Source organism: Stenotrophomonas sp. BIO128-Bstrain (genome assembly GCF_030128875.1).
Taxonomy (GTDB): Bacteria; Pseudomonadota; Gammaproteobacteria; order Xanthomonadales; family Xanthomonadaceae; genus Stenotrophomonas; species Stenotrophomonas bentonitica_A.
The window spans coordinates 1,607,231-1,620,081 of record NZ_CP124620.1; the positions used below are offsets into that span (position 1 = coordinate 1,607,231).

General features: G+C 60.6%; 10 protein-coding genes, 1 tRNA gene and 1 pseudogene. 2 read left to right on the forward strand and 10 right to left on the reverse strand.

The window, feature by feature from the left end:
- Nucleotides 1-16: 16 nt before the first annotated feature.
- The 3 genes from POS15_RS07170 to POS15_RS07180 all read right to left on the reverse strand — a co-directional run bounded on the left by POS15_RS07170 (nucleotide 17) and on the right by POS15_RS07180 (nucleotide 1,743).
- Nucleotides 17-406: a hypothetical protein gene (locus tag POS15_RS07170; RefSeq protein WP_224096875.1), complete on the reverse strand. Its 390-nt coding sequence runs from the start codon at nucleotides 404-406 to the stop codon at nucleotides 17-19.
- A 605-nt stretch (nucleotides 407-1,011) separates the two neighbouring features.
- Nucleotides 1,012-1,114 (reverse strand) — tRNA-Ile (locus POS15_RS07175).
- A gap of 92 nt (nucleotides 1,115-1,206) precedes the next feature.
- Nucleotides 1,207-1,743: a hypothetical protein gene (locus POS15_RS07180; RefSeq protein WP_254427894.1), complete on the reverse strand. Its 537-nt coding sequence runs from the start codon at nucleotides 1,741-1,743 to the stop codon at nucleotides 1,207-1,209.
- Between POS15_RS07180 and POS15_RS07185 the strand changes: the two genes are divergently transcribed.
- On the forward strand, nucleotides 1,723-2,568 hold the full coding sequence (locus POS15_RS07185; protein ID WP_254427895.1) for a DNA-binding protein: 846 nt from the start codon (nucleotides 1,723-1,725) through the stop codon (nucleotides 2,566-2,568). The genes POS15_RS07180 and POS15_RS07185 overlap by 21 nt on opposite strands.
- Nucleotides 2,569-2,682: 114 nt before the next feature.
- Complete coding sequence (locus tag POS15_RS07190) at nucleotides 2,683-2,814, forward strand: hypothetical protein (RefSeq protein ID WP_269801247.1); 132 nt, start codon at nucleotides 2,683-2,685, stop codon at nucleotides 2,812-2,814.
- Nucleotides 2,815-3,062: 248 nt separating this feature from the next.
- On the opposite strand, the gene POS15_RS07195 is transcribed toward POS15_RS07190, so the two are convergent.
- The 7 genes and pseudogenes from POS15_RS07195 to POS15_RS07225 form a co-directional block, all read right to left on the reverse strand.
- The gene (locus tag POS15_RS07195) at nucleotides 3,063-3,932 is read right to left on the reverse strand and encodes an MBL fold metallo-hydrolase (RefSeq protein ID WP_232767548.1); all 870 of its coding nucleotides are present in this window, start codon (nucleotides 3,930-3,932) and stop codon (nucleotides 3,063-3,065) included.
- A 21-nt stretch (nucleotides 3,933-3,953) separates the two neighbouring features.
- Nucleotides 3,954-4,205, reverse strand: a pseudogene (locus tag POS15_RS07200) (transposase); the annotation flags it as partial.
- 184 nt (nucleotides 4,206-4,389) lie between these two features.
- Nucleotides 4,390-5,085, reverse strand: coding sequence for a hypothetical protein (locus POS15_RS07205; RefSeq protein ID WP_284129284.1), 696 nt, complete (start codon nucleotides 5,083-5,085; stop codon nucleotides 4,390-4,392).
- A gap of 20 nt (nucleotides 5,086-5,105) precedes the next feature.
- Nucleotides 5,106-5,843, reverse strand: coding sequence for a response regulator transcription factor (locus POS15_RS07210; protein ID WP_080341495.1), 738 nt, complete (start codon nucleotides 5,841-5,843; stop codon nucleotides 5,106-5,108).
- A 1-nt stretch (nucleotide 5,844) separates the two neighbouring features.
- Entirely contained in the window at nucleotides 5,845-8,304 is a 2,460-nt protein-coding gene (locus tag POS15_RS07215) for a heavy metal translocating P-type ATPase (protein WP_102789636.1), read from the reverse strand.
- 78 nt (nucleotides 8,305-8,382) lie between these two features.
- The gene (locus POS15_RS07220) at nucleotides 8,383-11,619 is read right to left on the reverse strand and encodes a CusA/CzcA family heavy metal efflux RND transporter (protein ID WP_182338192.1); all 3,237 of its coding nucleotides are present in this window, start codon (nucleotides 11,617-11,619) and stop codon (nucleotides 8,383-8,385) included.
- 15 nt (nucleotides 11,620-11,634) lie between these two features.
- The gene (locus tag POS15_RS07225; RefSeq protein WP_312329106.1) at nucleotides 11,635-12,831 is read right to left on the reverse strand and encodes an efflux RND transporter periplasmic adaptor subunit; all 1,197 of its coding nucleotides are present in this window, start codon (nucleotides 12,829-12,831) and stop codon (nucleotides 11,635-11,637) included.
- Nucleotides 12,832-12,851: the final 20 nt, after the last annotated feature.

Below are 12,851 nucleotides of genomic sequence, written 5' to 3' on the forward strand. Positions count from 1 at the left end.
CCAGGAGGGGCTTAAATCAGCAGGCTACAGAAGCGCTGCAGGGGGGGCGGATCGGACACGCACACCGGAACATCCCGATAGAACGTGCGTGTACCGGTGGCAACAGAGCCTGCACGAGCGCGGAGGCGGCCAGCGCGGGCTGGTAAGGCACTTGAGGGGCCTTCGCATCGGCCGTGGCGATGTGATCGCGCTGGCAATGCTGGTCGCACAACGCCGGAGCATCGGGATCCGGCGCGGACATCTCTTCGCAACCGACCATCAGGGTCGCTTGTCCAGCATCCACCGATTCCAGCGGACAGGCGTAGGCCACCAGCGCCAGTTGTTGCAGCAGCAGCGCCCACAGTCCCAGCCATGCCAGTCGGGCACGAGGACGGGGTCGCCGCCATCGCCTCAGCAGCTTCACCATGACAGCTCCCGCACGCCCGAAGCAGCGCCTGCGGACGCTGGGCAGATCAGGGCAGGGGACGTGCGAGCTCTCATAATTGCCAGTCTAGCCCTCTTGGGGCCGACTGGCATTGATCACGATCAAGCCATCGCGCGGACTCAGCGGTGGCATCCGCCGCAGCAGGGGGATGCGGCCGGGGCGGCTGGCGTGTCGGCCTCAGAAGGGAGCACGGCGGCGATCACATACCGGAATTGACCGAGGAGGAGAAGGATCGGCAGACCCGCGAGGGTTTGGCCGACGTCGACGCTGGACGGACGATCCCGCACTAGGAACTACTGCAATGGGTCAGGCGACTGTCGGAGCCTTCTTGTTGAGGGTTTCCGTTGGGTCAGGAGCGTGGAAACTCTTGAATCCAATATTCAAGAAGGGCACGCGTGCCTGAGCAGTACTTCCGCAATGCCTCTGTCACGCGACTTCTGGTTCGATCAAGCCTAGCTCTGTAATCCACGAACTGTTGACGTCGAGGGGTGTTTCCTCGTTGAATCATGGCGATAGAGCCGATTCGGCTGTTTTTCTCACGAATCCCTGCCGACCCTCAAGTAGAAGCATTTTTCCGTCGTTGACGGTGGTGCCCCTGGTCGGAATCGAACCGACGTGTACGCGCTTATCTGGCGCGTGCTCTCACCGGGGTATAAGGCCGGCCCTCTGACCAACATGAGCAACAGGGGCGTGATCGATCGATGCGATCACGCCGGTATTCGAGGGTCGAGCTGGCTCAGGCGGTTCATGGGGCAAGCATACCGGGGATGGACGCTATGCCGCTATCCCCGGGCGCGGCGGTAGGAGTGGGCCCACGCCGGAGCAGAGATCCGGCCGGTCGCCACCAGCCAGGCCATCCGCAAGGCCTGCGCGTCCACCAACGCATGGTGGCGCCTGGCCCTATGTTCCGGATGGGCTGCGAACCAGTCCTCGACCAGCAGCCCAGGAAGGCCTTCCTTCGACATGCATGTCATGACCGGGGCCGGCCGGGGTCCGCATGCGGCAACCTGGTCATCGGGTAGCTCAAAACCATCCAGTGCATACCGCAGCAGCTGGAGATCGTTCGGGAAATCCGCCATCACCGCCAGCGCGTCGGTCTCGCTGAGGAAGGCGCGCAGCTCGGTAGTCAGGACGGCATCCGGCAGGGCTGCGTCGCCGCGGTCGAGCAGCGGGTAGACGCTCTGACGAACGAAGTCGGTGGGAGCCTCGGGCAGGCTGGCTCGCTCAGCGTAGAAAAGGCGGTCTCCACCGTCCATCAGGCCGCCGACGACCTCATCGCCGGAGGCGATCGCCCCACGGTGGAACGCATCCGCGCCCACCTGGGCACCGGTTCACCCAATACCGTGACCCGTCACTTGGACAGCTGGTGGGCCAGCGTCGGCGCACGCCTGCGGCAGCGCGCCCGCGAGCAGGGCCGCCCGGACGTGCCGACGGAGGTGGACGCGTTGGCGCAGCGCTGCTGGGCCGCCGCCCTAGAGGCCGCCGCCGACCACGCGCAGGCCTTGGTGGTTGGCGAACGCGCCGATTTGCACGCGGCGCAGGCCGCCGTGGCCAGCCAGCAGGACGTGCTGGCGCATGAGCGCACCCAAGCGCTGGAGCGGCTGACTCAAGCCCAGCACGAGGCCCGTACGGCTGAGACCAGCGCCGCCGCCCTGCGCGAACAGTTGCGCCAGCTGCACGACGAGCGCGACGACCTGCGCCGCCAACGCGACGGCACTTCCACGCGCAACGAACTCCTGGAGGAACAGGTGGCCGCGCTGCGCGCCGAGCTGGCGCAGAAGGCCGACCAGCACACCGCCGAGCGCGATGAGCTGCTGGCGCATCTCCGCGCCACCGAAGACCGCGCACTGACCGAGGTGGACCGGGCACGCCAGGCGCTGCAGCAGCTCCAGCACAGCGTCACCGCGCAATCCCTTCAGCACCAGCGTGAGCTCAGCAACCTAAGCGCGGCCCGCCAGCAGGCTGAACAGACCACCGCCCAGGCACTGCGCGACCGGGACATCCAGAGCGCGCTGGCAAGCGCCTATGCCAGCCAGCTTGAGCGCTTGGGCGATCTGCCCGAGCAAGTGCGCGCTGCACTCACACCGCCGGCAGCGCCCGCGCGAACCAAGGCAAAACCGGTCCGAAAGGCGCGCTCGGGGTAGGCCGATGACCGGTGCGATTAGCTAGGCCAGCCCGATCATCCGCAAGCGGGGCAGGGTGCAGTCCTGCCCCGGATCCCACTCGCCGCAATAGACCCGTGAGGTACCTGATCCATGATGAGCAACGCCCAGGTGAACAGGATCCCCAGCGTCGAATTGCAGCTCTTCAAATGGATCACGCTGGTCGATGCCGTCGAGACTCCCGACTGCGTTGAGCTGGAGGGCGGCGCCCGGATCTGGATCAAGTAGGCATGCCATTCGCTGGCCGGCTTTGGCGATGATGTGCCAATACTCACGTTGAGCATTCAGCTCATCCCCTGCGTTAGAGGTCGCCGCTGGTCTACCGAATTTATCGAGATGTGCAGTAGCTTGATCCCGTGGCCGGCCTTATTTCTTCGAGCCGGCGCAAAATCAAAGCTATCGCCCTGCCCCATACGCAGAGGATCCATCCAGCTGCAGCGGCCAACGCTAACGCATCATCGCCAGAGGTGGCGGGGTCAAAACTTGAGCGTTTCACCATCTTCAGGAATCAAGACGCTGCCTTGGAGCGAATTTTCGATAACGTACTGCCGCAGGTCGGCGCGGGAGACAGTCGCGTGGTTCACGGCATCCATATGCACGGACACAATCTTCGCATTAGGGGCGAGCGTGTGCGCCCTAAGTGTATCCCCAGAACTCATGATGATCCCCGTATCAAAACCCGTGATGCGAGCATCGCCAGTGTTGAGGACGATAACATCCGGTTTATAGCGATTGATCGTATCCTGTACTTCATTCGTCCAGACGGTATCAGCAGCAAGGTAGATCGTTGGTGAACCAGCCTTTTCAAAGACCAAACCCATAACACTGCCAAGTCTCTTCGCCAGCGACTCAATCGCGTACATTGAATCCGAGCCGTGCTGAGTCACAGTGCGGGAGATAGCCACTCCGCCAAAAATTTCGCGCGGACGCAGGATCCGGACGTCTTTGAAACCCTTATCCCTCAGCAGCTTAGCGTCAACTTCGTTTTGGACGAATACGGGCATCTGCTTCGGAATCAGCGACTCAGCGGCGGGATCCCAATGATCCAAGTGGGTATGTGTCACAAGCACCGCATCCACTCCCTTGAGCACCTGACCGGTGTCGAAGGGAAGTTCGACGGTCGGGTTGCGCAATTCATTGCGATACGTTTCCGGGAAGCCTGGATAGGCGCCTTTAGAGGCCAGCATAGGGTCCACCAGCAATACGGTTTCGCCATACGTAATCTTAGCCGTGGCATTGCGTATCTGCTGGAACGACGTCGTCGCGCCCGAGACGCCTGCAGCATCTGCGTTGCTCTGGAGGCCTAGCGCCGAAAGCGTGCCAAGTGTAAGGGACAGCATTTTCATATGTCTTCTCTAATTGGAGTGATCGCGCTCCTCAGTCAGACGTTTCACCTCGGCCTTCAACCGACGCACCTCGGCTGAGTCCTTGGGCGTGGGCAACATCGACCCCTCTGGTGTGCCCGCCAAGGCCTCGCTCTTGGCCTTGCGGAGCCATTGGTAAAGGCTGTGGGATGAGACCCCCAGCCGCTTGGCAACCTCGGCTACAGCAAAGCCCCTTTGGGTAACCTGCTTGACCGCTTCGGCATTGAACTCATCCGTGTACTGCTTGCTCGCCATAGACACCTCTCTGGCTTCCATTGCTTATGGCTCTGAGATGTCTACGAAATCTTGGCCGGTCCAATGAGAACCTTTGTGCCCATGATAATTGGTCGCAGTTGATGAAAGCAGAAAAAAGGCTCAGGCGGCTAAACGGCCCTCACGAGAGCCATCCGTTACGCCGTCAGATGAGACGTACGTCTGGCTACTTTTTGCGTTTTATGGTTCTGCATTGGCCTTTCGCTGCCTTCTGCTTCCTACCCCCTGTCACCACATGCCTTGTAATCCACTGGGCAGCAGACGGTTCCGCGCTGAAGGTCCTAATGATCCTTTCAACTACAGTTGAATACCCCACCGTCGCACCTCTGAGCAGGTTGGTCCAGAACCGAGCAATGAGAAAAGACAGCACGCCACTCATAAGGACGGAGCCAAAGAACCAGAAATGACTAATGGGCGAGGTAACCTTCAGCCCCTTGGTAAACATATACGTCGCAAACATGCCTGCACCGGAATGCGCCAGCATTATCAACGACGTCGGCGAAGTGCGAACCCTGAAGACAACCGAGGTGGAAAGCGTTTCTACAGCCGACAGAAGAATCAGTAAAAGGCTTGCCGTTAATGCGGGGCACAGAAGCTGGCAACCAGACTGCTGCGTGTAAAGAAGGAATGGAGCCGCCAACAAGACCAGTGCCTCAAGGCACACGCTGGGATATCTCCTCAGGAACTGCCCCCAACTTCTTCGGGCTAATGCAAACATGTCCTGAATAAGGCTAGCCACCGTCATTGCGGCCATGCTGGATAGCGTGATACAGGCTGGGATCCAGAGCATCCTCTCCTCCGGTCCCGGCGCGAAAGGCTCCATAGCCACCACGCCCCAGGTGGCCATCGCAAGGAACGACACGATAGGCCATACAGCTTGGCTTACTTTTCGCATAGAGCTGCTACATCCGACGTGCAGGCTCTTCTTGGCGAGCCCGAAACGATCATCTCGGCCCCCAATCGATAGCCAAAGCGTGGCAGCGTATGTATCAACCTCTCGTCGAACCCCCCATCAACGCTTCGTCTGAGGGCGGACATATGAGATCGGAGCAGGTCCCGATCTGGCGGATCGTCCCCCCATAAAGCGTGCTCCAGCTCTTGGCGACTCACAGCCGAAGGGCTCGCCCGCATCAGAACTTGTAGCAACTTTCGGGATCCAGGGTAGAGCCGCAGCTGCCTTCCTTCCCTGGTCGCTATCAACGTTGCCAGATCGAGAGTAAGGCCACCGACTGTCAGCCGTCTGGTGGCCGGACGCCCTTGGGCGCGGTTCACTATCGCCTGAAGCCGGACTTCCAATTCCGGGATGTCAAATGGCTTGGTTACATAGTCATCCGCCCCAGAACGGAAGGCACGAATTTTATCGGACAGCTCCCGCCTCTCAGTAAGCATCAGAACTGGTACCGATACACCATGCTCAGACCGCAGCTTGCTGATCAGATCAGGGCCTTCGATACGCGGCAACGTCCAATCCAAGACGACTGCGTCATAGGTATTAGACACTGCAAGGTGCAGCCCTGTGACGCCGTCTCCCGCAGCATCGAGCTGATGCCCCCTGCACTCGAAATACTCGAAAATCGCCTTGGCAACCCGGAGATCACGGTCAATGACAAGAAGGCGCATGTCAGGACTGACGGTAGCCGAGAAGCCGAAGGGCATTGAACACCACCAGCAACGTCGAGCCCTCGTGCACGGCTACGGCGGGACCAATGCCAAGACCCATGATTGTGGCTGGAACGAGCAGTGCGACAACGCCAAGGCTGACATAGACGTTCTGACGGATCACCCCTCGGGTGCGACGACTGAGCTCCACAGCGAAGGCAACCTGTTTCAGGTCCTCGGACATGAGGGCAACATCAGCAGTCTCCAGCGCGACATCGGAAGAGGCCGCTCCCATCGCAATACCCACACTTGCACTGGCCATTGCAGGTGCGTCATTTACGCCGTCGCCCACCATCGCCACCCGCTCCGTCTCTTTTAATTGACGGATCGCCTTTACCTTATCGTCGGGCATGAGATTGCCCCATGCCTCGTCCAAACCGACGTCCCTTGCTACAGCTTGGGCAACAGTCTGATGGTCACCGGAGATCATGATCATCCGCTGGATGCCCAAGCTCCGTAACTTTTCCAATGCCTCACGTGCCTCTGGGCGCGGCGTGTCCATCAGCCCGATGATGCCCAGGTCCCGGTCGCCCAGGCGAACCGCCATGGTCGTTCTCCCAGCTTCGCGCAGTACATCGATAGCAGACTGCGCGTCAGTGGTGAGAGCTCCAATGCTACCGTTACCGAACATCTCTGCTTTTCCGATCCAGGCGCTGATGCCGTTCACTTTTGCCTGAACGCCGCTCCCCGCAAAGTTCGTAAGATCCGTCGCGCCCGTCACCTGGATGTCGCCCAGTCGAGCGCTCCCGTCGCGAACGATGGCTGCAGCTAACGGGTGGTCACTGAGGGCCTCTACGGCCACCGCAATTTGGAGCAACTCTTTCTCCGTTGCCCCCTGCATGACCTTGATATCGGTGATGCGCGGCTTGCCTTGGGTGAGCGTTCCGGTCTTGTCAAACGCGATGGCGCGGATCATTCCTAACTCTTCGAGCGGCGCTCCACCTTTGATGAGTACACCACCACGTGCGGCTCTTGCGATCCCCGCCAGAACAGCACTTGGCGTGGCTATGGCCAGTGCGCAGGGGCTCGCTGCTACCAAAACTGCCATAGCACGATAGAAGCTGTCACGGAATGGCTCATCAACCACAACCCAGGAGAAGAGAAGGAGTGCAGCCAGAATCAATACCGCAGGAACGAACACTCTCTCGAACTTGTCCGTAAAGCGCTGCGTGGGCGACTTCCTCGTCTCAGCCTCACTTACCATCTTGACGACGCGAGCGAGGGCGGATTCCCCTGATCTACGCGTGACTTCAACCTCCAAGGCGCCAGAGCCATTGATAGTGCCGGCGAAAACACGTGACTCCATTGCCACCGAATCAGACCGAACCCGTGCCAGGGCAGGGTCACTGACTGCCAGCTTATCGACCGGGATGCTTTCCCCGGTGACAGGGGCTTGGTCAACGCTGCTAGCCCCTTTGATAACGAATCCGTCCGCCGGCATCCGGTCATTGGGACGTACGACCACGACGTCTCCAGGTATCAAGGCTTCAACCCGGACTTCAACCACCCGTCCATCCCTCAGTACCTTGGCGGTCTCAGGGGCAAGCTTGGCGAGAGCTTCGATCGCACGCTTCGCCCGGCCCATCGCGTAATGTTCAAGGGCGTGACCGAGACTGAAGAGGAACAGAAGCAAAGCGCCTTCGGCCCATGCGCCGAGCGCGGCTGCGCCTGCCGCTGCAACCAGCATCAGCGTATCGATCTCAAAGCGCTTTAGCTTGATATTCCCGATCGCCTCGCCAAGCGTGAACCAGCCGCCAAAGACGTAGGCTGCTACGTAAAACGCTGTGGGAATCCAGGGCGTTTGGGTCAACCCAAGCTTTTCAATCGCAAATCCCACGATCAGGAGCAGGCCGCAAGCAAGTGAGAAGATCAGCTCACTATTGCCACCCAGGAGGCCCCCGTGGGAATGACCGGGGTCCTGTCCGTCCTTGTGATCGTGTCCTTCGCGCTGATCCTTCAAATCTCCCCTCGGACTCGGTGGCTCTTGCGCTACACCCAGCGCGTCAAGCTTCGCTCTCAGCTCCGCCTCGCCTGTCTTGGCTCTCTCGTACTCGATACTTATGCCGCCAGCTGGGCTGGTGGTGGCTTCAATGACGCCTGGTACGGCCTGCACTTGCGCCGCAATTGTCCTTGCCTTTCGTGCGTGAACGGCCGAACCAAGCTCCAAGAAAAGGTGGCCATACCGATCACCCAACTCAACGCCCATGGATGCCGCCACCTCTCGCACTCGCTGAAGCGAGACGATCTCGGGGTTGTAATGAATGCAGAGCATTCCGAGAGCTCCCTCGCCACCCTCGCACGCGTGCACGCGCGATACTCCGTTCATTTCCTCAAGGCCATCGACCAGCCTCTGCACGCAGCTGTCGTCGCGAGCGACGCCTGGGAGTAGTAGCGGCAGTTCGATTTCTGTGGTCAGGTTCATGTGTTCCCTCCAACGTCATAAGAATGGATCGGGAAGTCCGGCAGGCAGATGCGCTGCCGGACCCAAACATTCCATCAATCAGTGGGCAGTTTCCGGTTGCCCTTTGGGATCTGGCTTGGACAAACGGCCCGCAAATGTCGGCAGCACAAGCAGTGTGAGCACTGTGGCGGTCAACAGGCCGCCAATGACCACCGTCGCGAGAGGCTTCTGCACCTCAGCGCCAGACCCACTGGCAATGGCCATAGGAATGAAGCCGACGATCGCCACCAGCGCGGTGGTCACGACAGCGCGAATTCGGCTGCCGGCGCCGTTCATTGCCGCGATCAGTGGACTGTCACCAGCATCAAGCCTCTCTCTGATGGCTTGCATGAGCACCAATCCGTTCAGCGTCGCAACACCCGATACAGCGATGAATCCGACAGCGGCCGATACCGAGAACGGCATACCACGCACCAGCAATGCGAGAATTCCGCCAACTAGGGCAAGCGGGACGCAGGTGAACACCAAACCCGCCTCCTTTGCACTGCCCAATGCCATGAACAGGAGGCTGCCGATCAGCAGGAAGACAATCGGAACAACTGTCATGAGTCGCTTTTCAGCCCGCTGCAAGTTCTCGAACTGACCGCCCCACGTCATGTGCGCGCCCGGTGGAAGCTGTACGTCCTTCACCGCCGCCTGGGCCTCTCCCACAAACCCGCCCAAGTCACGACCGCGAACATTTGCCTGCACCACGACACGGCGGCTTCCGTTGTTTCGACTGATCTGGTTCGGCCCCTCGCTGATCTCGATGCGTGCGACAGAGGAGAGCGGGACGATGCCCCCAGTAGGCGTTGCAATCGGCAGCGATGCGAGCTGATCGGGGTCATTGCGTGCGTCGTCGCTGAGGCGAACAACAACATCGAACCGGCGGTCACCCTCGAAGATCTTGCCTGCCGCGGCGCCGCCAATACCGGTTGAAAGCGCGTCGCTTACGTCCGCCGCCGTGAGGCCATACTGCGCAGCTGCAAGATGATCGATCGCCACATTGAGGGTGGGTAGGCCGGAAATCTGCTCAACACGGACATCTGCCGAGCCCTGAACGTTTCTTAGCTTCAGCGCGATCTGGTCGGCAACAGCTTGCAGTTGCTCGAAGTTGTCGCCGTAGATCATGACGGCCAAGTCCGTACGTACACCTGAGATCAGCTCATTGAAGCGCAGCTCGATGGGCTGGCTGAATTCAAAGCTGTTGCCTATCTGCGAGGCGGCGATCTTTTCAAACCTCGCAATCAGATCCTCCTTGCTCAGGGAAGAGTCTGGCCACTCCTTTCTTGGCTTAAGTACGATCACACTGTCGGAGATGTTGGTCGGCATGGGGTCGATAGCTGCTTCTGCGGTACCGGTCCGCGAGAAGACCGTCACGACCTCTGGTTCAGCAGCAATAGCCTTCTCCAGCGCCAACTGCATAGCCAACGATTGCTCAAGCGACGTCGATGGCACACGCAATGCCTGCATGGCGAGGTTTCCCTCATCAAGGGTTGGCATGAACTCTCGACCCAGCATCGTAAAGCCGACCACGCCCATCCCGAGCATCAAAAGGGCGCTAGCGAACACTGCCTTGGGCCTACGAATCGCCGCTTGGATCGCCGGTTCAATACGGCCGCGCAGGACGCGGATGATTGCTGTCTCATGTTCTTCGTCCTGGTCGCCCTCGTGTCCCTCCTTATTCGCATGGAGCTTGGGTTCCCTGACCAGCAGGGCAGCCATCGCCGGTACGAAGGTAAAGGAGAAGATGAACGCGCCAACGAGGGCGAGCATGAAGGTGGCGGCCATCGGGTGGAAAGTCTTGCCTTCCACACCTTCCAACGTAAGGATCGGTGCGAAGACCAACAGGATGATCACCTGGCCGAACGCTGCAGGACGCGCCATCTTCCTCGCCGAGTCGGCGGCCACACGCAGTCGCTCCATTGCATTGAGGGGTCGGCCAAGTTCGGCACGCCTCTTCCCAAGCATCAGCAGGGTGGACTCGATCACAATTACCGCGCCATCTACAAGGATGCCGAAGTCCAGCGCTCCCAAGCTCATCAGGTTGCCGCTGATACCGAACTTGTTCATGCCGATAACAGCGAACAGGAACGACAGCGGAATAACCAAGGCGGTGATGGCTGCCGCACGCAGGTTGCCTAGCAGCAGGAACAGCACAACGACGACCAGCAGGGCACCTTCGGTTAGGTTCTTGGCGACAGTCTTGACAGTGGAGTTAACCAGCACACTACGGTCCAGCACTGGCTCTGCGAAGATCTCGGCGGGTAGGGATTCATTGACCTGTGCCAGACGCTCAGCAGCAGCTTGAGCGACGGTGCGGCTGTTGCCGCCAGCGATCATGAGTGCCGTGCCCAGTACTGCCTCATGACCGTTTCGGCTAGCTGCACCAAGCCGTGGGGCGCGCCCCATCCCGACCTCGGCAACATCGGCCACCCGGATCACCACGCCGTCCTTGGTGGCAACCGGCGACTGAGCCAGGTCGTCGGTCGTCAGGGCAAGGCCGTCGGCCCGAACGACCAGTCCTTCGCCCGCACGCTGGACGAAACCGGCACCAGCCTGGACGTTGGAGCGTTCCAGAGCTTGGACCAAATCGGCCAGACCCAGGTTGTATGCCGCCAGTCGAGCGCTGTCGGGGTAGATGCCGTATTCCTTGACGTAGCCACCTACGGTATCAACACCGGCCAGGCCGGGGCTGGAGCGCATCTGTGGTGCGATGATCCAGTCCTGGACAGTACGCAGGTACGTTGCGCGCTCCTGGGCGGTTCCAAGTCGATCGCCCTCTGGTGTCAGGTAAACCTCACCTTCTTGCCAGCCAGCCTGGCCGGGCTTGGCTAGCTTCTTGGGGTCAAATGGCTTGAAGTCCACCGTCCACATGAGAACCTCGCCCAGCCCGGTTGTAACCGGGGAGAGCATGGGGGACACGCCCTCGGGCAGATCTCCGGCAGCCTCCCGCATCCGCTCTGCCACCTGCTGGCGGGCGAAATAGATGTCGGTCTGATCAGTAAAGATCGCCGTGACCTGAGAGAAGCCATTGCGTGACAGGGAACGAGTGGTGTTCAGACCCGGGATTCCGGCCAAGGCCGTTTCCAGAGGATAGGTAACCTGGCGCTCAATCTGCTCCGGAGTAAGGGCAGGTGCGATGGTATTGATCTGAACTTGGCGGTTGGTGATATCTGGTACAGCATCGACTGGCAGCTTGCTCAGTTGGAACAAGCCAAAGCAGGCAATCAATGCAGCCAGAAACACCACGAGCCAGCGGAACTTGACCGCTGCTTCAATGATGATCTTGAACATGGTGTATGAGTTCCCTTAGTGGCCGTGCTCGGCTTCACCCTTGGCCAGTTCGGCCTTGAGCAGGAAGGCATTGGCGCCTACGAGGCGCTCACTACCCGTCAGGCCGCTAAGGATTTCGATTCGATTACCTGCACGACGGCCAGCGAGTACCGGCGTTGCCTTGAAACCACCCTCGACGGCAACGAAGACAACACTTCTGCCATCAACGCTTTGGACCGCATCTGCCGGCACGCTCATGCCTCCGGCGGCGCCATCGGCGATGATGACGGCCGAAACGGGGGAGCCGGCCGGTGGCAACTTCTCCGAAATTGGTTTGGCGCGAATGGTCGCAGTGCCGCCCTGCTGCATCACATTCGCAGCGGCGGCAATGACCTCAGCTTCGAAGCTTCCGCCCGGGCCAGTCACTTCCAGCTTCATTCCGGGCACCGCGAGAGTGGCCAGTGCTGGCGGTGCAGTGAATACGAGTTCATTCATGTCGGGATTGGAAACCTCCGCAACAAGCGTCCCAGCTGAGACGACGCCACCGGGCGTCACTTGGACGTTGCCAACCAAGCCAGCGACAGGACTCGAGATGGTCACCCGGCCGGAACTGTCCGGAGACCCGCTGGCCGCAACCTGCGCACGTGCAGCACTAGCGGCAGCATCCGCGGCCAAAGATCGCGCACGCGACGCCTCCAGCTCCTGGCGTGCCACTACGCCTTGCTCGACAAGGGATTTATCGCGGCCGTAGGCCAGGCGGATGGCTTCGGCCTCCGCCGCTGCGGCAGTAGCGGCGGCCTTGAACGTCGCGGCTTCTCCACTGACAACGATCACCAGGGGCTGGTTGCTCTTGACGGCCGTACCAGGTGCAACAAGCACGCGTTCAACGCGGCCGGTGACCGTTGATGCGATCGCAGCACGCCCCCCGATGGCCGGCTCGACGCGCCCAGCTAGGCGGGTCGATGCGCCACCGCCGCGCCCGACAGCCACCACGCCGATGCCAGAAGCCTTGATCTGGTCAGGGGTCAGCTTGACTACACCTTCCTCGGCCTCCTCTTCGCCGTGATCGCCATCGCCATCACCCTCACTGTGCGCCTCGGCGGAGCCCGGCTTAGCGTCAGCTGTGTGATCGTCGTGACCGTCATCCTTGCCAGCCGGCTTCTCTGCCTGGGCACCACTGGATTTAGCATCCTCCTGGGCACCGCCACTGCATGCGGTCAGCCCGCCGGTCATCAGCAAGGTAGCCAACAGCG

Bases quoted from the DNA above. Each gene is read 5' to 3' on its own strand.
- POS15_RS07225 (WP_312329106.1), bottom strand. From the start codon at position 12,831: ATGACCGGCGGGCTGACCGCATGCAGTGGCGGTGCCCAGGAGGATGCT.
- POS15_RS07195 (WP_232767548.1), bottom strand. From the start codon at position 3,932: ATGAAAATGCTGTCCCTTACACTTGGCACGCTTTCGGCGCTAGGCCTC.
- POS15_RS07220 (WP_182338192.1), bottom strand. From the start codon at position 11,619: ATGTTCAAGATCATCATTGAAGCAGCGGTCAAGTTCCGCTGGCTCGTG.
- POS15_RS07170 (WP_224096875.1), bottom strand. From the start codon at position 406: ATGGTGAAGCTGCTGAGGCGATGGCGGCGACCCCGTCCTCGTGCCCGA.
- POS15_RS07210 (WP_080341495.1), bottom strand. From the start codon at position 5,843: ATGCGCCTTCTTGTCATTGACCGTGATCTCCGGGTTGCCAAGGCGATT.
- POS15_RS07215 (WP_102789636.1), bottom strand. From the start codon at position 8,304: ATGAACCTGACCACAGAAATCGAACTGCCGCTACTACTCCCAGGCGTC.
- POS15_RS07190 (WP_269801247.1), top strand. From the start codon at position 2,683: ATGAGCAACGCCCAGGTGAACAGGATCCCCAGCGTCGAATTGCAGCTC.